General features: G+C 43.0%; 16 protein-coding genes. 11 read left to right on the forward strand and 5 right to left on the reverse strand.

Annotation, left to right across the window (positions count from 1 at the left end):
• Positions 1–144: 144 nt before the first annotated feature.
• Together mepK and IQ211_RS09180 are read left to right on the forward strand one after the other, a co-directional pair.
• Positions 145–693 carry a peptidoglycan L,D-endopeptidase MepK gene (mepK, locus tag IQ211_RS09175; RefSeq protein WP_189759286.1) on the forward strand — a complete coding sequence of 183 codons (549 nt, stop codon included), beginning with the start codon at positions 145–147 and terminating at the stop codon, positions 691–693.
• A gap of 45 nt (positions 694–738) precedes the next feature.
• Complete coding sequence (locus IQ211_RS09180; RefSeq protein ID WP_189759285.1) at positions 739–1,371, forward strand: MBL fold metallo-hydrolase; 633 nt, start codon at positions 739–741, stop codon at positions 1,369–1,371.
• A gap of 61 nt (positions 1,372–1,432) precedes the next feature.
• On the opposite strand, the gene IQ211_RS09185 is transcribed toward IQ211_RS09180, so the two are convergent.
• The 4 genes from IQ211_RS09185 to pncB all read right to left on the reverse strand — a co-directional run bounded on the left by IQ211_RS09185 (position 1,433) and on the right by pncB (position 7,124).
• Positions 1,433–2,623, reverse strand: coding sequence for an amino acid aminotransferase (locus IQ211_RS09185; RefSeq protein WP_189759284.1), 1,191 nt, complete (start codon positions 2,621–2,623; stop codon positions 1,433–1,435).
• Positions 2,624–2,864: 241 nt separating this feature from the next.
• Positions 2,865–3,980: a porin gene (locus IQ211_RS09190; RefSeq protein WP_189759283.1), complete on the reverse strand. Its 1,116-nt coding sequence runs from the start codon at positions 3,978–3,980 to the stop codon at positions 2,865–2,867.
• A gap of 308 nt (positions 3,981–4,288) precedes the next feature.
• The gene (asnS, locus tag IQ211_RS09195) at positions 4,289–5,689 is read right to left on the reverse strand and encodes an asparagine--tRNA ligase (protein WP_189759282.1); all 1,401 of its coding nucleotides are present in this window, start codon (positions 5,687–5,689) and stop codon (positions 4,289–4,291) included.
• A 220-nt stretch (positions 5,690–5,909) separates the two neighbouring features.
• Positions 5,910–7,124: a nicotinate phosphoribosyltransferase gene (gene pncB, locus IQ211_RS09200; RefSeq protein WP_189759281.1), complete on the reverse strand. Its 1,215-nt coding sequence runs from the start codon at positions 7,122–7,124 to the stop codon at positions 5,910–5,912.
• Between the two features lie 326 nt (positions 7,125–7,450).
• Between pncB and pepN the strand changes: the two genes are divergently transcribed.
• From pepN to IQ211_RS09215, 3 genes are all read left to right on the forward strand, one after another.
• The gene (gene pepN, locus IQ211_RS09205; protein ID WP_189759280.1) at positions 7,451–10,069 is read left to right on the forward strand and encodes an aminopeptidase N; all 2,619 of its coding nucleotides are present in this window, start codon (positions 7,451–7,453) and stop codon (positions 10,067–10,069) included.
• 360 nt (positions 10,070–10,429) lie between these two features.
• Positions 10,430–11,440 (forward strand): quinone-dependent dihydroorotate dehydrogenase, encoded by a 1,011-nt coding sequence (pyrD, locus tag IQ211_RS09210; protein WP_189759279.1) that lies wholly within the window; start codon positions 10,430–10,432, stop codon positions 11,438–11,440.
• A 158-nt stretch (positions 11,441–11,598) separates the two neighbouring features.
• Complete coding sequence (locus IQ211_RS09215; RefSeq protein ID WP_189759278.1) at positions 11,599–12,150, forward strand: cell division protein ZapC; 552 nt, start codon at positions 11,599–11,601, stop codon at positions 12,148–12,150.
• Between the two features lie 233 nt (positions 12,151–12,383).
• On the opposite strand, the gene IQ211_RS09220 is transcribed toward IQ211_RS09215, so the two are convergent.
• Positions 12,384–13,496, reverse strand: coding sequence for a YcbX family protein (locus IQ211_RS09220; RefSeq protein ID WP_189759277.1), 1,113 nt, complete (start codon positions 13,494–13,496; stop codon positions 12,384–12,386).
• A 138-nt stretch (positions 13,497–13,634) separates the two neighbouring features.
• Here IQ211_RS09220 and rlmKL point away from each other — a divergent pair, with 138 nt between their 5' ends.
• The 6 genes from rlmKL to rmf all read left to right on the forward strand — a co-directional run bounded on the left by rlmKL (position 13,635) and on the right by rmf (position 21,599).
• Positions 13,635–15,770 (forward strand): bifunctional 23S rRNA (guanine(2069)-N(7))-methyltransferase RlmK/23S rRNA (guanine(2445)-N(2))-methyltransferase RlmL, encoded by a 2,136-nt coding sequence (rlmKL, locus tag IQ211_RS09225; protein ID WP_189759288.1) that lies wholly within the window; start codon positions 13,635–13,637, stop codon positions 15,768–15,770.
• Between the two features lie 4 nt (positions 15,771–15,774).
• Positions 15,775–17,685 (forward strand): ABC transporter ATP-binding protein, encoded by a 1,911-nt coding sequence (locus IQ211_RS09230; RefSeq protein WP_189759276.1) that lies wholly within the window; start codon positions 15,775–15,777, stop codon positions 17,683–17,685.
• A 49-nt stretch (positions 17,686–17,734) separates the two neighbouring features.
• Positions 17,735–19,003, forward strand: a complete 1,269-nt coding sequence (gene pqiA / locus IQ211_RS09235) for a membrane integrity-associated transporter subunit PqiA (protein WP_189759275.1) — start codon at positions 17,735–17,737, stop codon at positions 19,001–19,003.
• A 1-nt stretch (position 19,004) separates the two neighbouring features.
• Positions 19,005–20,654: an intermembrane transport protein PqiB gene (gene pqiB / locus IQ211_RS09240; RefSeq protein ID WP_399477990.1), complete on the forward strand. Its 1,650-nt coding sequence runs from the start codon at positions 19,005–19,007 to the stop codon at positions 20,652–20,654.
• Positions 20,654–21,259, forward strand: a complete 606-nt coding sequence (gene pqiC / locus IQ211_RS09245; RefSeq protein ID WP_189759273.1) for a membrane integrity-associated transporter subunit PqiC — start codon at positions 20,654–20,656, stop codon at positions 21,257–21,259. The genes pqiB and pqiC overlap by 1 nt, the downstream gene beginning before the upstream one ends.
• A gap of 181 nt (positions 21,260–21,440) precedes the next feature.
• Positions 21,441–21,599, forward strand: a complete 159-nt coding sequence (gene rmf / locus IQ211_RS09250) for a ribosome modulation factor (protein ID WP_074018263.1) — start codon at positions 21,441–21,443, stop codon at positions 21,597–21,599.
• Positions 21,600–21,616: the final 17 nt, after the last annotated feature.

Consider the following 21,616-nt stretch of genomic DNA (forward strand, 5'->3'; position numbering starts at 1 on the left):
ATAATAAGCTGATAAATTTACAGTAAAATACAAAAGCATTTGAAACTATTTTTTATTTTCTGATGTCTTATTAGTCTATTAAGTTGAGTTATAAAAGCATTTAGGCAATATTAATACATTAAAGAATAGCAGGGCATATTATCCATGAATAACATTGACCACGATCGCCGAAAGTGGCTCGGTATAAGTGTGGCCGCATTGGGATTAGGTTTATTACCTCAATCGGTTTTGGCTGCATTGACAACGCCACGTCCTCGAATTTTACATTTTGATAACTTGCATACCGGAGAAACACTCAAAGCCGAATTCTTTGATGGTCATCGGTATAATAAATCAGAACTAGCCCGCCTGAATTATTTATTCCGCGATTTTCGGCAAAATAAGGTTAAAACCATTGATCCGAAATTATTTGATCAAATTTATTTATTGCAAATGCTGATGGGAATAAATAAACATGTTCAATTAGTTTCGGGTTATCGTTCTTTGGCAACAAATAATATGTTGCGTCACACCAGTGGTGGCGTGGCAAAACACAGTTACCATACCCGTGGACAAGCCATGGATTTTCACATTGATGGTGTTCAGCTTACGCATATTCGTAAGGCTGCATTGAAAATGCGGGCAGGGGGAGTAGGGTTTTATCCAAAGAGTAATTTTATTCATATTGATACAGGCCCGGTCAGGACGTGGTAATCTTATTACCAACAATGAGTCTTGATTGTGGAGTGAAACAGTATAATGAAATACCACATTATCCCCGTTACGATGGCGATGCAAAATTGCACATTGATTTGGTGTGAAGCAACTCAGGAGGCGGCGATTGTTGATCCTGGTGGTAATGCTGAACAACTTATCGCTGAAATAGAGCGACGTGGGCTGAAAATCACCCAAATTTTGCTGACACATGGTCACTATGATCATGTTGGTGCTACTGTCGAAATCGCGCAGCATTTTGATGTGCCTGTTTACGGACCACATAAGGGAGATGCTTTTTGGATAGAAAGTTTGGAAATTCAATGCCAAATGTTTGGCGTTGAACCATGCCCTTCTTTTACGCCCGATCGTTGGCTCGATGAAGGGGATACACTAAAAATTGGCAGTATTGAGTTATCCGTTTTGCACTGTCCGGGGCATACACCGGGGCATATTATCCTTGCTAACCACACCGATAAAGTCATCTCAATGGGAGATGTATTGTTTAAGGGCAGTATTGGCCGTACGGATTTTCCAGGCGGAAACTATGATGAATTGATCCAATCTATTAAGGAAAAAGTATTGCCATTGGGGGACGAGTATCAATTCATACCCGGTCACGGTCCAATGTCAACATTAGGGCATGAGCGGAAGACCAATCCATTTTTACAGGATTAATCGTTGCCATAAGATAATGTAAAGAAGATAAAAGCCGCTTTGTCAGCGGCTTTTGAGAAACTCAGAGTATTGCAACGATAGCTTCACACAGAGGAACCATATTCTCCAGTGTCAGACCTGCTACGTTGATACGGCCAGAGCTAACCGCGTAAATCCCATATTCTTCACGCAGGCGATCAACTTGCTCTTTAGTTAATCCACTGAATGAGAACATACCATTTTGCGTGCTAATAAAGCTAAAGTCTTGCTTCGCGCCTTTTTCTTGCAAGGTATTCACAAACAGTTGGCGCATACGCTGAATGCGTTCACGCATGGTTGCCAATTCCTGAATCCATTCGGCTTTCAGGTCATCATTGGACAGAATGGTTGTCACAACAGAAGCACCGTGCGCCGGTGGGTTAGAGTAATTGGTACGCACAATGGATTTTGCCTGGCTGAATGCCTTTTCTGCGGTATCGCTGTCTGTTGCAACGATGGTGCAGGCTCCAACACGCTCATTGTACAACCCAAAGTTTTTGGAATAAGAGCTGGCAACGATTAGCTCATTGTGGTTTCTGGTAAAAATACGCAGACCTTCTGCATCTTCATCCAATCCTTTGGCAAAGCCTTGGTACGCAAAGTCGAATACGGGCAGCCAGCCATTTGCAGCAGATAAATCTGCCAGTTTCTGCCATTGTTCAGCGGTTGGATCAATACCCGTTGGGTTATGGCAGCAGCCATGCAGCAGAACAACATCACCTGCTTGTGCTTCAGACAAACTTGCCAACATGCCTTCGAAATCTAAGGCATGACTTTCTGCATCGTAATAGTTGTATTCGCGGATCTCCAAGCCAGCACTGGAGAAAACGCCTTTGTGGTTTGGCCAGGTTGGGTTGCTGATCCAGACACGTTTTGCATTGGTCTGTTTAGCAATAAAGTCAGCGGCAATACGTAGTGCGCCAGTTCCGCCTGGGCTTTGTACAGTGCGGGCGCGTTTGTCAGTGACGATAGGGCTGTTTTTGCCGAAAAGCAGTTCTTGAGTGACGCGGCCAAATTCAGGTAATCCACTAATTGCCAGATAATTTTTAGTCGTTTCATTTTCCAGCAGGAACTTCTCTGCTTTTTTAACAGTAGTCAGAACAGGAGTTTTACCCGTTTCGTCTTTGTAGACGCCGATACCTAAGTTAATTTTATTTTCACGGGGATCTGCTTTAAAGCTATCCGCTAAACCAAGAATCGGGTCGGCAGGCGCTGCTGTGATTTTTTCAAACATTTTTTTGATTCCAAGACTCGGAGAGTTAAGCCCAAAATAAGTGATACGCTGTTCAGGGTAACCTTAAGAAATCTATTTGCCAACTACTTGTAGCAAAAAGAATAAAATCTTGTGAAGTAGTTTACGGAGTGAAAAAAAGAGCCTGAAAAAACAGAGATGTAAAATGTAAAAAGCAGCGCCGGAGCGCTGCTTTTTTGAGATAGACTGATTAGCTTTTCGCTAAACAGTGTATCAACAGTAATTAGAACTGATAAGTCAGACCAACACCGAATACGTTGCGAGCGTTTGCGTCTGTACCTTCATTTTTGTCCAACAGGTTGATTTTGTAATCAACATAGGTAGACAGGTTTTTGTTAAAGTAGTAGTAAGTACCTACAGAAACATATTTAACCAGATCAGCGCTGTAGCGTTTTTCGCCTTCACCCAAGTCTTTGCCTTTAGACTGAACGTAAGCCAGAGATGGTTTCAGACCGAAATCAGAGAACAGGTATTGTGCAACCAATTCGATATTCTGAGTTTTATTAGCAATGCCTTTCGCTGTAACACTATCAATCACTGCTGAACCAGAAGTCATGTTACGGGTTTCGCCGTACATTGCTGCCAGGTATACGTTGTTAGCATCGTATTTAGCACCAATGTTCCATGCTTCAGCGCGTTCACCTTTAGCATTGCTATCATTCCACTGACCATTTGCACGAGTAGAATTAGCGTAAGAACCACCAAGAGTGATACCGTAACCTACGTTATAAGTGGTAGCCAAACCGTAGCCATCACCATTTGCAGTATAGTTTTTAAGACCTTCACGAGCATTTTTGGTGCGCTCGCTGTTTTGACCTTGGTATTGCAGGGCAAAGTTCAGACCGTCAACCAGACCGAAGAAATCAGTGTTACGGTAAGTTAACAGACCAGTAGCACGGCCAGTCATGTAGTTATCAGTGTGAGACATGGAGTCGCCACCGAAGATTGGCAGTACGTCAGTCCATGCGTTAACGTCATAGTTTACGCCGTAGTTGCGGCCGTAATCCAATGAACCGTAGTTAGCGAATTTCAAACCAGCGAAAGCTAAACGAGTAGCAGTATCTGCACCATCAGCTTCTGCGCCCTTAGCCTTCAGATTGTATTCCCAACGACCAAAACCAATCAGTTGGTCAGAGATCTGAGTTTCACCTTTGATGCCGATACGAGCATAAGAGTCGTCGCCATCTTGACCGCTTCTTTTATCAGCGATTTGGTGACGAACGTCCACTTTACCGTACAGATCCAGTTTGTTGCCATCTTTATTAAAAATTTCAGCTGCGTTTGCTGTACCAGCAACCAGCAGAGCTGGAATTACCACTGCAAGAATATTGCGTTTCATTATTATTACCCTCATTGGTGTTATCTAGACACCTGCCACTGCCAGAAATAGAACACTAAAAAATTTTGGAACTATTTGTGGGTATCGAGTGTCTTATTAGTCGGCGATCAGTGTTCCATTGGTAATGAATTTTATCTACCTTCAAAATGCTACAAAAGCACAGAATCAGTAACAAAATGAAAATAGATGTTTCGAAATGTAAATTTTAGGGAACTTTTTTAGTGTGCTTTTCGCCATAAAATAAAAAAAGCCAACTTTCGTTGGCTTTTTATCGGATTGATTGTTAGCTTATTTATTAAGCTTATTCATTAGAAACTTGCGTTTCTTGGTGTCCGCGGGAATGGAATAACATCACGAACGTTGGATACGCCCGTAACATAAGCTACCAGACGTTCGAAGCCCAAACCGAAACCAGCATGAGGAACTGTGCCGTAACGGCGCAGATCACGATACCACCAATAATCTTCTTTATTCAGCCCCATTTCTTCCATACGCTGATCCAGCCTATCCAGACGCTCTTCACGCTGGGAACCACCAATGATTTCACCAATGCCTGGCGCTAACACATCCATTGCGGCAACGGTTTTACCATCGTCATTCATGCGCATATAGAAGGCTTTAATGTCTTTTGGATAGTTTTTCATGATCACTGGCGCGTTGAAATGTTTTTCTGCCAGATAACGCTCATGCTCTGATGCTAAATCCACACCCCAGAAAACAGGGTTTTCAAATTCCTGACCACAATTTTCCAGAATTTCTATCGCATCGGTGTAGTCCAATTGAACGAAATCTGAATCAACAAATTTTTCCAGACGAGTGATAACTTCGCTGTCAACTCGTTCTGCAAAGAAAGCCAGATCATCCGCACGCTCTTCTAATGCAGCCTTGAAAACATATTTCAGCATGTCTTCAGAGAGTCTGGCGATATCATTCAGATCGGCAAAAGCCACTTCTGGTTCAACCATCCAAAATTCTGCCAAATGACGGCTGGTATTGGAGTTTTCTGCACGGAAAGTGGGCCCGAAGGTATAGATTTTGCTCAATGCACAAGCATAAGCTTCGCCATTTAACTGACCGGATACAGTAAGGAAAGCTTCACGGCCGAAGAAATCCTGGCTGAAATCCACTTCGCCTTTATCTGTGCGTGGCAAGTTTTGCAAATCCAAAGTGGAAACGCGGAACATTTCGCCAGCACCTTCTGTATCTGATGCGGTGATTAACGGCGAGGATACCCAGAAGAAGCCTTTTTCATGGAAGAAACGATGCAGGGCTTGGGCCAGTGTATGGCGAACACGGGCAACGGCGCCGATCAAATTGGTGCGTGGGCGAAGATGAGCTACTTCACGCAGGTATTCAATGCTGTGGCGTTTAGCTGCCATTGGGTAAGTATCTGGATCATCAACCATGCCAACAACAACAACTTTAGTGGCCTGCAATTCAAAATCCTGTCCTTTACCTTGTGATTCCACCACTGTACCGGTGACTTCAACAGAACAGCCCGTGGTTAAATGTAATATTTCATCCTGATAATTAGGTAAATTATTATTAACGACGGCCTGTAATGGATTAAAGCAGGAACCGTCATAGACGGCGAGGAACGAGATACCAGCTTTAGAATCTCTCCTTGTACGTATCCAACCGCGAACGGTGACTTCGTTGCCAACCGGAACCCGGCCTTGCAGTACATCGACTACAGGCGCTACGCTCATAAATTTCTCTCTTTTGTATATAGTGGATTAATAACTAGATAGATTTACCAAATACTCCCTTAATCAGGGAGCAGATCGTCTATCTTACTTGTCATCTCTCAGGAAACAAGAGGAAATTGCGCATCTTAATGGGGAAACAGAGGGAAAAGTTGTTTTTTATTTGCGTAACCCGCATGAAGCAGGTTACGCAAAAGATAATCAGACGAGTTATGCCGTTTTTCTAGACCACTTTCTCTATATAGGGAATGTCGAAGGCCCGACGTAACCTGTTGACAAACTCATCATCTTCACAGATGGTTTTTCCGGGGCTATCCGAAAGTTTTGCCACGGGTTTACCATTGCATTCGACCAATTTGATAACAATATTCAGTGGCTTTATGCCCGGAATATTACAGGTCAGTCGTGTGCCAATGCCAAAAACAACATTAATTCTCTTGTGGAAATGGTGATACAGCGCCAGTGCTTTTTGCAGATCCAAGCTGTCAGAGAACACCAATGTTTTCGTCATTGGATCGATACCCAGTGATTGGTAATGTGCTATGGCTTTTTCACCCCATTCAATAGGATCACCGGAGTCATGACGCAGACCTTGGTAGGCAGTTGCTAATGGTTTGTCAAAATCTCGCAAAAAAGCATCCATAGTAATACAGTCAGTCAGGGCGATGCCTAACTGGTTTGGATATTCATTCAGCCAGGTTTGCAGCGCAGCCCTTTGGCTATTGGCAAGTTCTGGACTAATTTGCTGGTGAGCCTGGAACCATTCATGGGCTTGTGTACCGAGAGGCGGAAGATCAAGCTGTTCTGCCAGTTGATAATTACTACTTCCAATCAAATAAGGGAAACTATTTTTCAGCTCATTGATAATGGCATATTGCACTGCGTGTGAGAAACGACGGCGAGTACCAAAATCCATTAATTTAAAACCGGATAGATCGATGTTTTTTTCCGCAGCCTCTTTGTAAAACAGTTCAATCAATTTTCTCAGCTGAATAACGGCATCTTCCGGCGTGATTTCAGGTGAGTGATGACGATGAACCAATTCGCTGATCAGAGCAAGCAAAGGCACTTCCCACAAGATAACTTCGTGCCATAAACCGGAAATGCGGATGGCTAATTGCCCTTCATGGGTAACAGAAACGTCGACCTGTTTAGGATTAAAGCGGAATGTTTTGCACCAGTTCAGGTAATCCTCTTTGAAGAACGGCAGGCGAGAAAGATAATCGACTTCGTGTTCTGTCAATGCTAAGTCTGCCATCATGTCGATTTGATGACGTAATGGCTCGGCGTATTCTCCGAGCAGTTCATCACCACGGCAACGAAATTCTGCAACAACAGGAATATTGTTGTAATGGTGGTACACTGCTTGCTGCATGTGAAACTTATAAGCATCAGTATCAAGCAGTGATTTGATAATCGGGGTAGCGTCTAAAGTCATGGCGCGTCAGGCATCCTCGCGGAGCATATTCGTGTCAGCTAAATCGATAAAGTCGGGAGAGTATACCGTGATTATTGGGTTATTGAAGCCATATAGCTACATATATTTTCCCGAATCTAAAGATTAAGGTTAATTCGTTTATAGATAATATCATGTTAAATGAGATATGAGATGACAATTAGCACGAAAGTACTAATATGCTGACTACATCATTTATACTTTTACTTAATAAATTATTAACATCTAAAAAAAGAGACTTATTGATTGAAAGGAAGATTTCTCTATGGCAGCGTTTATGTTTTTAAAAATAATGGAAAAGGTTCCCTATGACACAACAGCGACTCGTTAAACACCGTCTGGATTATAAAGCGCCAGATTACACAATTACCAACATTGATCTTGATTTTGATCTGGATGCTGAAAAAACAACGGTGACGGCAATCAGTCAGGTAAAACGTCAGGTTAATGACATTACTCCACTGATTTTGGATGGCGAAAATCTCACGTTAAAAAGCATTTATATCGATGATAAAGCGTGGAAGCATTATCAGGAACAGGATGGAAAGTTGCTGATTGAACAACTTCCAGCCCAGTTTACTCTGAAAATTGTGAATGAAATTCACCCGGCAGCAAATACAGCTCTGGAAGGACTATATGTGTCTGGCGATGCCTTGTGTACCCAGTGTGAGGCAGAGGGATTCCGTCACATCACGTATTATTTGGATCGCCCAGATGTTCTGGCTTGTTTTACTACTCGCATTACTGCGGATAAAACCAAATACCCATTCCTGCTTTCCAATGGTAACCGTATTGAACAAGGAGAGCTGGAAGATGGGCGTCATTGGGTAAAATGGCAGGACCCATTCCCAAAACCGGCTTACTTGTTCGCATTGGTTGCCGGGGATTTTGATGTCCTGCGTGACACGTTTGTGACCCGCAGTGGCCGTGAGGTGGCACTGGAGCTGTTTGTTGATCGGGGTAACCTGGATCGTGCTGACTGGGCCATGACATCGTTGAAAAACTCAATGAAATGGGATGAAACCCGCTTTGGTCTGGAGTATGACCTTGATATCTACATGATTGTCGCCGTTGATTTTTTCAATATGGGGGCGATGGAAAACAAGGGATTAAACATCTTCAATTCCAAATATGTTCTGGCAAAAACGGAAACGGCGACTGACGAAGACTATCTTGCCATTGAAGCTGTGATCGGACATGAATATTTCCATAACTGGACCGGAAACCGTATTACATGTCGTGACTGGTTCCAGTTAAGCCTGAAAGAAGGGCTGACAGTATTCCGTGATCAGGAATTCAGTTCGGATCTGGGTTCACGTTCGGTTAACCGTATCAAGAACGTGCGTGTTATGCGTTCTGCACAATTTGCCGAAGATGCTGGCCCTATGGCTCACCCTATCCGTCCTGATCAGGTGATGGAAATGAATAACTTCTATACGTTGACCGTCTATGAAAAAGGCGCAGAAGTGATTCGGATGATCCATACCTTATTAGGGGAAGAACAATTTCAGGCGGGTATGCAGCTTTATATCCACCGCCATGATGGTAGCGCGGCTACCTGTGATGATTTTGTGCAGGCGATGGAAGACGCGTCAAATGTCGATTTGACCCTTTTCCGCCGTTGGTATAGCCAATCCGGGACGCCTGTGCTGGCTGTCCGCGACGAATACGATGCAGAAAAGCAACAATATATTTTGCATGTCAGTCAAATGACATTACCAACAGCAGATCAGAAAGAGAAACAACCGCTGCACATTCCTCTGGATATTGAACTTTATGATGAACAGGGAAGGGTTATCCCGCTGCGTCGTCATGGTCAGCCTGTGCATCATGTTTTGAATGTTATTAATGCAGAGCAATCATTTGTTTTCGATAACGTTCCCTCACGGCCTGTCCCTTCTTTACTGCGTGAGTTTTCTGCACCAGTGAAATTGGATTATCCATACAGTGATGAACAGCTTTCATTTTTAATGAAACATGCGCGTAATGAGTTCTCCCGTTGGGATGCAGCGCAAGCTCTGCTAACCAACTATGTGAAGCTGAATGTTGTCCGTCACCAAAAATCCCTGCCACTGGAATTGCCAATGCATGTCATTGATGCTTTCCGTGCTGTATTATTGGATAAAGATATCGATCCGGCTCTGGCTGCATTGATCCTGACTCTGCCGTCTGAAAATGAAGTGGCAGAATTGTTTACGGTGGTAGATCCCAAAGCTATCCATGATGTCATTCGTGCTATGACAAAGGCACTGGCCAATGAAATGGTGGATGAATTCTCTGCGGTTTATCACAGCCTCCAGACAGGCGTATACCGTGTAGAGCATAAGGATATTGCAAAACGTGATTTGCGTAATACCTGCCTCTACTATCTGGCCTTTATTGATACCAAAGAGTTGGCAGATAAATTAGTGGCGGCACAATATTATCACGCTGATAACATGACTGACAGCATCGCTGCCTTATCTGCGGCTGTATTTGCTGAATTGCCTTGCAGTTATCAATTAATGGATGAATTTGATAAGCAATGGCATCAGAATGGTTTGGTCATGGATAAATGGTTCAGACTGCAAGCCACCAATCCAGCCTTCGATGTACTTGAGAAAGTGCGTGGCTTGATGAAACATCGTTCTTTCAGCTTGAGCAACCCAAACCGTGTTTATTCACTGTTGAGAATATTCTTTAGCAGAAATGCCGTGGCCTTCCATGCTGAAGATGGTAGTGGTTATCAATTCCTGGTGGAAGTGCTAACCGAGCTGAATAACCTAAATCCGCAAGTAGCATCACATTTGATTGATCCATTGATTCGTTTGAAACGTTACGATGAAAAACGTCAGGCTTTGATGCGTGCGGCATTGGAACAGTTGAAAGGAATAGAGAACTTATCTGGCGACCTGTTCGAAAAGATTACCAAAGCACTTAAAAGTTAATATGTAACATATTCTTTAGTGATTGTCGGAGAAAACCCCGTTGTTGTTTTAAACGGGGTTTGTTTTTACCTGCTTATATATCAATCTAACTTCAAGACGCGTGTGATTTCATATCGTGTTGCCAATTGCAACTCAATGTGATTGTTTATATTTCCCCGCGTAGCGGGGAAATATAAGACGCATCTTGAAAGACGATTGGTAGAGAGGACTTTTTTGTTTACTCATATAATGGTAAATTAACACTCTCTTCCAGCTATAACAACGCAGCAATTATATATGTATGAGATTGCGTATAACTCAAAATGTATCACTGACAATTCTCACGTAAAAACAATCATAAAGAACAATAGGTTAATTTAAATGTATTATTCTCTAGTACGGAAGGCATTGTTCCAGCTTGATCCTGAACAGGCACATGAGCTAACTTTCCGCCAACTCAAACGTGTTGCCGGTACTCCTTTCGAATTTCTTATTCGCCAATCAGTTGCCACTAAGCCCGTGACTTGCATGGGACTGTCTTTCAAAAATCCACTGGGTTTAGCCGCAGGTCTTGATAAAAACGGTGATTGCATTGATGCATTTGGGGCAATGGGCTTTGGGTTTGTTGAAGTTGGTACAGTAACACCGCGCCCGCAAGCTGGAAATGATAAGCCAAGATTATTCCGGGTGGTTGAAGCGGAGGGGATCATCAACCGGATGGGATTTAATAACCTTGGGGTAGATAATCTGGTTGAGAATGTTAAGTGCGCAAAATATGACGGGATTATCGGGATCAATATCGGTAAAAATAAAGATACTCCGGTTGAAAATGGAAAAGATGATTATTTAATTTGCATGGATAAAGTTTATCCTTATGCGGGTTATATCACTATCAATATTTCTTCTCCTAATACGCCTGGCTTGAGGACATTACAATATGGAGAAGCTTTGGATGATCTTTTGTCTGCGATTAAAAATAAGCAAAGTGAACTTCAGCAAAAGTTCCAAAAATATGTTCCTGTTGCTGTTAAAATTTCTCCCGATCTTTCAGAAGAAGAATTAATAAAAATTGCTGATAGTTTAATGCGTCATCATATTGATGGGGTTATTGCAACAAATACCACATTGGATAGAAAGATTATCGAAGGTTTGAATCACTGTCAGCAGGCAGGAGGGCTGAGTGGGCGCCCCGTGCAATTGCGCAGTACAGAGATTATCCGCCGCCTTTCGCAAGAATTAAAAGGTGAAATACCGATTATTGGTGTCGGTGGAATTGATTCACTGGTGGCAGCCAGGGAAAAAATAGAAGCAGGTGCTTCATTAATTCAGATATATTCCGGCTTTATCTATAAAGGACCGAAAATCATCAAAGATATTGTTAATCATATCTGAATATTTGCGATAATTTGGGGGCAGGGGTTTATTTCTGTCCTCAACTCGTCTATATTTTGTTTTATAGATTAAATTTTATCATTTATTTTTAACTTCTTATTTCGCTGGCAAAGCTTATTTTAACTAAAAAAGCTATTTTGAGCATAAAAGGGTAAGCAATGAAAATTAGACCTGATGATCAGTGGCGCTGGTATTTTGATCCTGAGCATAGCCGTGTCATGCTCGATCTCGCTAATGGCATGATTTTTCGTTCCCGTTTCCCTGCCAGGATATTGACTGATTACGCCGTTACAATGGAAGAAATGTCATTCTCAGTCGATGATGCCGCGCTTTTTTACACTTTTGAAGAACATTTACGTCGCATCAATATGGCTCCTGCGTTTAGCGCTGAATTAGCTTTGAATGGAGTGGTTGCGTTACGTTTTATGAAACCACAAATGCCTAAGAGTTGGTATTTTTCTCATTTTTCTTTGATAGAGAAACCAGAACACGGTGAAATTATTCAGCTTAAGTTACAGAATAGTGGTACTGAAGCACTGTTTATGGTTGCAGAAGTGGGGGACAATGCCAGCTTGTGTTTATTGGCGCAGCAAAAGCTAGAGATGCACGATCGTGTTATGAATTTTTGTGATCCTATTAAGGTCATGAATGATCGTATCATGCCTTATATTGAGCCAACTCAGTCATCGATATATCATAGGGCAATTTAGTGCCATTAGGTCGCTATGTTCATAATATTATTAACCTAAATAAATCACTTCTATCAGAGTATTATTGATTGTCCTTTATCATTCACATTCAGATATATTTATAGTGTCAATCAATGGCCTGTCTTTTCCATAATATATTGCCTGCTTAAAAGCTCAGTAATAAAAATCGGACAGCGGGCATATTTATACTGCCTGATTTAAATACACATGCTGTCGTTACATATTATTAATGTTTATCTTAATTCAATAATTAAATCATTTTGAGGAATACAGCTACATGCCAGAATTTTTCCATTATCCTTAATGGATGTCGATTTCAGTGGCAATACGTCCCCTTTAACCAAGGATATCTTACAGGAACCACAAATTCCGGCACGACATGAATAGGGAATTTGAATACCTTGATCTTCGAGTTGTTCTAAAATAATTTGCTGATTATTGCCAATAAAACGTTGTCCATTGAATTCAATAGCAACGGACTGTTGAGCATTTTCTTTTATAGGTAAATCGGTTGCTTGTTCACCACTACCATATTCACGTGGTGTTCTCTTTTCTAAAATGGTAACACGATCCCCAACTCGAATAATGCCGCTGTTACGGGCAATGGCATTCTGTCCAAAATCAACCGCACCATTTTCTTTGGCTGTTCTGAAAGATTGCAGGGTAGCCAGTGGCTCACTTTGCGGATTTTTGCGGCCTTTTTCGGGGCTGACTGTGGTCAAAATACAGCGACTGCACGGTTTTGGCAGGTCAAAAACAATATCGCCAATTTGGATAGTTTGCCAGCTATCTTCTTCAAAAGGAGCGGCACCTGTGACAATGATATTGGCACGAAATTGTTCTATTTTAATACTGGCAGGACAGCGTTGTTGCAAGGCATGAAAAGAGGCTTCATTGATAATTAAATAGGGAAAACCATCTGCGAATGATAAAGAAATATCGGGGAATTTCTTGACCCGTCGTGTTAGTTCTTCACTGAGCCAGCGTAGTTGTACCGGCTTATCAAAAAAGCCACTGAGCCAATTATTCACCCTCTCAGGAGCAACTAACGCGGTAAAATGATTTCCCCAAACTTCAGTGGCGAGGCGCTCTTCTTTAAAATCATTGTAAAGTACAGTAGCGCTTTCTCCGTTTGGTGCCTGCAAATACAGACCGTTGTGCAGCATAGTTGGAGTAAATAGCAACATCTGCGGATATTGGCGGGCAGTAATAAACGTGCCGTTTGTCGTGGTGATCATAAAATTGCGATCAAACATCAGGCCACTTTCATTAACGAGAGAATGAGAAAGTTGTAATCCACGCATGGATTTGACGGGGTAGGTATAGAGGCGCGACAGCGTTAACATCCATTATCTCCCAAATATTTTTGTCTTTGCTAAAGCATTTTTATCTTTATTGTGTCAGCAACTTTAGGACATGTCGAAGGTATTGGCTATAATGTGCCACAATTTTTTTGGTGGTGAACTTTTGTGATGATTAATAAGATGAACTCTCTCTTTGCCAGCACAGCACGTGGACTGGAAGAACTATTAAAGAACGAACTGGAAATCCTGGGAGCGCAATCCTGCAAGATTGCCCAAGGTGGGGTTCATTTTCAGGGCGATGATCGGGTGATGTATAAAAGTTTGCTGTGGAGCAGACTGGCATCCCGTATCCTGATGCCGCTTAACGAATTTAACGTTTATAGTGATTTGGATCTGTATCTTGGTGTCCAGTCCATTGACTGGAGCGAGATTTTCTCAGTTGATAGTACGTTCTCTGTTCATTTCAGCGGCACGAATGAGGAGATCAGAAATACACAATATGGCGCATTGAAAGTGAAAGACGCTATTGTCGATAGTTTTATGCGCAAAATCAAACAACGTCCTGATGTTGCGAAGCAACAACCAGATGTCCGTATCCATGTTTTCCTAAATAAAGAGAAAGCCATCGTATCACTCGATTTGAGTGGAGATAGCCTGCATATCCGTGGCTACCGTGATCTGGCTGGACAGGCACCACTGAAAGAAAACCTTGCCGCAGCGATTATTTTACGTTCTGGCTGGCAGGCAGGAACACCAATGGTTGATCCCATGTGTGGCTCAGGAACGTTGCTAATCGAAGCGGCCATGATGGCAGCAGATTGCGCTCCTGGCTTGTATCGCCAGCATTGGGGCTTCACATCATGGTTACAATTCAATGAAACAATCTGGCGTGAAGTCACTACAGAGGCACAGGTCCGTTTCCGTAAGGGGTTACAGGAAACGACTTCCCGTTTTTTTGGAACGGATATTGATCGCCGTGTGATGGATATGGCACGTTCAAATGCACGTAGGGCAGGAGTATCCCAATTGATCCAGTTCCAACAAGGAGATGCCAGCAAACTGGAAAATCCCTTGCCGGAAGGACCAGAGGGAACGGTATTAAGCAACCCGCCTTATGGAGAACGCCTTGAAAGTGAACCTGCACTGATCGCGTTGCATAGTGTATTTGGTCGCATGATGAAAGCTCGCTTCCCTGGTTGGCGTTTATCACTGTTCAGTGCTTCGCCGGAATTGTTGGGTTGTTTACAATTACGCGCAGAGCGTGAATTTAAAGCTAAAAATGGTCCTCTGGATTGTATCCAAAAGAATTATGTCATCCAGAAAAGTGAACAGCTAGCGGATAAACCTCAGTCATTGGATACAGGTATCGCAGAGGATTATGCTAACCGTTTGCGTAAAAATGAGAAAAAAATCAGCAAATGGGCCAAGCAGCAAGGTATTAATTGTTACCGTTTATATGATGCAGATTTGCCTGAATACAATATTGCTGTTGATCGCTATGCCGATAAAATCGTTGTGCAAGAATATGCCCCGCCGAAATCTGTGGATGCCAATAAAGCCCGTCAGCGCCTGTTTGATGTGATCAGTGCAACAATGAATGTGCTCAACTTATCATCCAACCAACTGATCTTGAAAACTCGCCAACGCCAGAAAGGCAAAAGCCAGTATGAAAAAATGGCTGAGAAGCAAGAATTCTTCTTGGTTAACGAATATGGTGCAAAATTCTGGGTTAACCTGACCGATTATCTGGATACAGGGTTATTCCTTGATCACCGTATTGCCCGTAAAAAATTGGGTGAAATGAGCCGAGGCAAGGATTTTCTTAACTTATTTGCCTACACCGGTTCAGCAACAGTTCATGCAGGATTGGGGGGGGCGCGTTCGACAACCACGGTAGATATGTCCCGCACTTATCTTGAATGGGCAGAGAAAAATTTACAGGCGAATGGCTTAACGGGACGTCAGCATCGTTTGATTCAGGCCGATTGTCTGGGATGGTTAGCGCAGACCCGTGAACAATTCGATGTTATCTTTATTGATCCGCCAACATTCTCTAACTCCAAGCGAATGGAAAATACTTTTGACGTTCAGCGTGATCACATCGAATTAATGAAACAATTAAAACGTCTGTTACGTCCGGGTGGAACCTTAATGTTCTCCAACAATAAACGTGGTTTTAAAATGGATTTTGCTGAATTAAATAAGCTAGGTCTGGTTGCAAACGAAATAACAGAAAAAACGTTATCTCAGGATTTTGCCCGTAACCGTCAGATCCATAACTGCTGGTTGCTGCATCACGCTGGCGAGGAAAAATAACATTATGTCATTGATTAGTTTATCCGGTGCTTGCTTATCATTCAGTGATGCACCGCTGTTGGATAATGCTGAACTGCATATCGAAGAAAACGAAAGAGTCTGTTTGGTTGGGCGCAATGGTGCGGGAAAATCCACATTGTTGCGTGTATTGGCAAAAGAACAACCACTGGATGATGGCTTGGTTATTTATGAACAAGATCTGATTGTTGCGCGCTTACAGCAAGATCCTCCCCGTGACGTAGAAGGTACGGTGTTTGATTTTGTTGCGGAAGGGGTAAAAGAGCAGGCTGAATATATCAAAGCGTTCCACCATGTTTTGCGTTTGGTAGAAACCGATCCTAGCGAGAAAAATCTCAACCGTTTGGCAGAGCTACAGGAAGTGCTGGATATCCGTGGCTTATGGTCATTGGATAGCCGGATTAGTGATGTATTAAAACAACTCTCCTTGCCAGCAGAAGCGAAACTCTCTTCATTGTCTGGTGGTTGGTTGCGTAAGGCGGCATTGGGCAGGGCGCTGGTTTGTTCTCCAAAAGTGCTGTTTCTTGATGAACCAACTAACCATCTTGATATTGATACTATTGAATGGTTGGAGAATTTTCTGAAAGACTTCAACGGCAGTCTTGTGTTCATTTCTCATGACCGTTCATTCATTCGCAACATGGCGACACGTATTGTTGATCTGGATCGCGGAAAGCTGACCTCATGGCCGGGCAATTACGATAAGTATCTTGAGGGAAAAGAAGAAGCACTGCGGGTTGAAGAGCTGCAGAATGCCGAATTTGACAAAAAACTGGCGCAGGAGGAAGTTTGGATCCGCCAGGGAATTAAAGCACGGCGTACTCGTAATGAAGGTCGGGTAAGGGCATTGAAAGCATTACGTGTGGAACGTGCTGAACGCCGCAATGTTATGGGAACAGCGAAAATGCAGGTCGAAGAAGCGACACGTTCCGGTAAGATTGTATTTGAAATGGAAAATGTGAATTACCAGATTGGTGATAAAACATTGGTCAAAAATTTTTCGGCTCAAGTTCAACGTGGCGACAAAATTGCATTAGTGGGGCCAAATGGCTGTGGTAAGACAACATTATTAAAATTAATGCTGGGCGATTTGTCAGCAGACAGTGGTCGCATTCATTGTGGTACAAAACTTGAAGTGGCTTACTTTGATCAGCACCGTGCCGCACTGGACCCTGATAAGACTGTTATGGATAACCTCGCTGAAGGTAAGCAGGAGGTCATGGTCAATGGACGGTCCCGTCATGTATTGGGTTATTTGCAGGATTTCCTTTTCCATCCCAAACGGGCGATGACCCCTGTACGCGCGTTGTCTGGTGGTGAGCGCAATCGCCTGTTGCTGGCTCGTCTATTCTTGAAACCAAGCAACTTGCTTATTCTTGATGAACCGACCAATGACCTTGATGTTGAAACCTTGGAGTTACTTGAAGAACTTGTTGATAGCTATACCGGAACGGTGATTTTGGTCAGCCATGACCGTCAATTTGTTGATAATTCAGTCACTGAATGCTGGATTTTTGAAGGCAATGGTGAAATCAACAATTATACGGGAGGATATTACGATGCCCAGCAGCAACAGGCACAAACCGTTTCCTTGCGTCAAGCTTCAGAGAAACAGGTGAGTGTTGAAAACAAGGCAGTGAAGCCAAAACAATCACCTAAACGAACAAACAATAAGATAAGTTACCATTTACTGCGTGAATTGGAACAACTACCATTATTATTAGAGAAATTAGAAGAAGAGATCAATATATTGCAATCTCAGGTCAGTGACCCGGAATTCTTCAATCAATCACATGAAATTACGCAGCATGTTCTAAATGAACTGGCAAATAAAGAACAAGAATTGGAAAAAGCGTTTGATCGCTGGCAGGAATTGGAAATGATGAAAAATGGATAATAGCTGCCGCATAAAAGAAACTTGTGGGTTTTGCTAAAGGAGAAACACTTTGTGTTCCAATAACCACCAGCATGACAAGCTGGTTCTTTGTCCCCAGTGTGACATGCTGGTGGCTGTGCCTGATTTGGAACAAGGAAAAAAGGCGGTTTGTCCACGGTGTAATACGTTACTGACAGCAAGGTGGAGAGAGCCGCGTAATCAACCAACAGGCTATGCATTAAGCGCATTAATTATGCTTTTTCTCGCTTGCCTGTTTCCTTTTGTTAGCATGAGTGTGGCGGGGATGGTGAGTGAGATAAAGTTGACTCAGATCCCCAGGGTCATGTTCAACGAAGACTATTCCAGCATGGCTGCGATTTTTTTGATCTTCGTTCAGCTTGTGCCGACATTTTGCATGGTTGCCATCATCATCTTATGTCAGAACGTCAAAATGGCGCGTCGCTTAAAAATAGAGTTGGCGCACATTTTGTTTAAAATGAAAACATGGTGCATGGCAGAAATCTTCCTTGCGGGTGTGTTGGTCAGCTTTGTTAAGCTTATGGCACATGGTGAAATCAGCATTGGCCTGAGTTTTTTTCCTTACTGTCTGTTTTGTCTGTTTCAGGTCAGAGCATTTCAGTGTCTTGACCGGCATTGGTTTTGGAATGAAATTGCGCCGGCACCTAAAGTTTGCCATACCTTGCAGGCCGGAAAACCTGGCCTGGTGCAAGGTGTCCGGCTTTGCCAGAGTTGTACCGCTATTTTGCCCGCCCAACAATTTCGGTGTCCCCGATGCCATACCAAGGGGGACGCCCGCCGCCGCAATAGTCTTCAGTGCACAATGGCACTACTGATAACATCAGTCATACTTTATATTCCAGCTAATGTTTTACCTATCATGGTGACCCAGGCACTGGGACAGCAAATTAATTCCACCATTCTGGAAGGGATTATTTTGCTTTGGGGCGCTGGCTCATATCCGGTTGCAATGGTTATTTTTATTGCCAGTATCATGATACCGTTATTGAAAATGTTAGCTATTGGTTGGTTATGCTGGGATGCAAAAAGTCAAACGAGCCATGATTCCGAAAAGATGCATTTTATTTATGAAATGGTGGAGTTTGTTGGGCGTTGGTCAATGATTGATGTCTTCGTTATTGCCGTCCTGTCCGCGTTGGTTCGCATGGGACAACTGATGAGTATTTATCCTGCTCTGGGGGCAGTTCTGTTTGCTCTGGTTGTTATTTTGACGATGTTTGCATCAATCATGTTCGATCCGCGTTTAACCTGGGACAAAGCCAATCGTAAATTTGAGCGACATAAGAATGAGGAGTTGTAAGGTGACGGATAAAGAAGAAGATCTGACTCAGGCCAGAATTCGTAAACTGAAGAATTGGTCACCTGTATGGATCGTACCAATTATCACTGTGCTGATTGGGGCTTGGATACTGTTTTATCATTTCAGTCATCAGGGGCCAGAAGTCACATTGATTACTTCCAATGCTGAAGGTATTGAGGCCGGTAAAACTAAAATTAAAAGCCGCAGTGTTGACGTTGGTGTTGTTGAAAGTGTCTCTTTGAGCGAAAACTTGGGGCAAGTTATCATTAAAGCCCGCCTAAACGATGGGATGAGTCGCTTGCTACGCACAGATACAGCTTTCTGGGTTGTGAAACCCCAGATTGGGCGTGAAGGCGTTTCTGGTCTGAGTACATTGTTGTCTGGTGTTTTCATCGAACTACAGCCCGGCACACAAGGCGAAGAAGAAAACCGCTTTTCATTGCTTGATGCCCCACCGCTGGCTTCCCCTGATGCAAAAGGTATTCGTCTGATTCTGACCAGTGAAGCCGCCGGGCGATTAACTCCCGGAGATCCCGTGCTATTTAGGGGATACCGAGTGGGATCAGTTGAGGCCGGTACTTTTGATCCGACATCTCGACTGGTTCGTTACCAAATTTTCGTTAAATCACCTTATGACGCTTTACTGACTACAAATGTCAGATTTTGGAAAGACAGCGGCGTCACATTTGATATGTCATCACAAGGTATACGGGTTGAAATGGCTTCATTATCGACCTTGTTTGGGGGCGGTGTTAGTTTTGATGTACCCAAAGGTTGGGAGCTGGGCAATCCAGTAAAAGAAAAGGAGATCTTTAAACTCTACGATAGCGAGAAAAGTATCCAAAACGCACTGTATACAGAACATACAGACTTTTTGCTGTTTTTCTCTGATTCTGTGCGTGGTTTACAACCGGGAGCGCCTGTCGAATTCCGTGGTATTCGGGTAGGAACGGTAGCAAGAGTGCCTTTTTATAGTGAAGATATTAAGCAGCGCATCGACAATGATTTCCGTATTCCTGTATTAATCCATGTCGAGCCTGGTCGATTTGTGAAAGAGTTAGGTAATGGATTCAACACAGATAAAGAATTGAAGGACACTATCGGCAGGGGATTGAGAGCAACCTTGAAACCGGGCAATTTACTCACAGGTGCGTTGTTTATTGATCTGGACTTTTTCACTAATGAGGAACCCTGGAAAGGCCCATATGAAATCGCGGGTTATAAGACCTTGCCTACAGTAAGTAGTGGTTTGGCGCAAATTCAACAAAAAGTCATGGCGGTGCTGGATAAGATCAACAATATGCCGATTGAACCGACGCTTGTTCAGGCAACACAGACGCTTAAAGAAAGTCAAAAAGCAATCCAAACAGCGCAGAAAACAATGGCTGAATTAAATCGCATTCTTGCGAGTAAGGAAGCACAGGAACTCCCTAAAGATATACAAAATACATTGCATGAGTTGAACCGTAGTATGCAGGAGCTTCAGCCAGGCTCACCCGCTTATAGTAAGCTGATGGGTAATATGCAACAGTTGGAACTGGTATTACGTGAATTGCAACCTGTTTTGAAGACGCTCAATAACAAGAGTAATGCATTGGTATTTGAAGCCGAAGCGATAAAAGATCCTGAACCCAAAAAGGCGCCTAACTGATGAAAAAATTGATTTCAAAATTGGCATTTTTTATTTCCGCCAGTGTGATTCTTGTTGGAAGTGGGCTTATTGCGGGATGCAGTGGTAGCCAGCCACTAAAAACATATTATCAGTTACCGGTTCTGGCTAACCAGGTATCGCAGGAAGGCAAATTGGGAGCCAAACATGAACGGCAGTTATGGATAAAAAAAGTTAGCCTTTCTGACTACCTTGCCGCTCCAGGCATTGTATATCAGACAGGGGAGGTGAGCTATATCAATGCATCGAACCATTTATGGGCCAGCCCGTTGCAGCAACAGTTACAACAAATATTAATTTCAGAACTGAGTGCCGCATTTCCACATCGTTTGGTTTCTCAGCAGGAACTAGAAAAAGACGCAGACGCTCTGGATATCACAATAACTGCTTTTCACGGGCGCTATGATGGTCAGGTATTGATTGAAGGCTATTGGCTATTATCTAACCCAGACCGAGTAATTAGGCGGCCATTCAGTCTTAAGTTGAAACAGGAAAAAGATGGCTATGCTGAATTAGTGCTTACATTAGCTAAGGGTTATAGCCAGTTAGTCAAATCCATTGCCAGGCAACTCTCTTTGCAACATTAACCGAATATGCGTAATCACTAAATAGCGTTTCAAAATGATAGGAGTATTCCTTACCCCGCGCGCCGCGCGGGGTAAGGACTCCAACATCTGATACTCTCAGTATTATGAAAACCTATTTAGAGAAAATCGGATAAAAACGATCATTGTTTTATCTTCATAGTAACAAGTGAGGAAGTAAGGCATGAAAAGACAGAAAAGAGACCGTTTAGCAAGAGCACTTTCCAGAGGCTATCATGCGGGCATTTTGGGACGGCCACGGGAACATTGTCCTTATCATTCATTGGATGCCCGCTCGTATTGGTTAGGGGGATGGCGTCAAGCGCAAGAAGATCGTGTGTGAGTTAAGCAAAAGAAACA

The sequence above is a fragment of the Xenorhabdus griffiniae genome (genome assembly GCF_015163655.1).
Classification (GTDB): Bacteria; Pseudomonadota; Gammaproteobacteria; order Enterobacterales; family Enterobacteriaceae; genus Xenorhabdus; species Xenorhabdus griffiniae.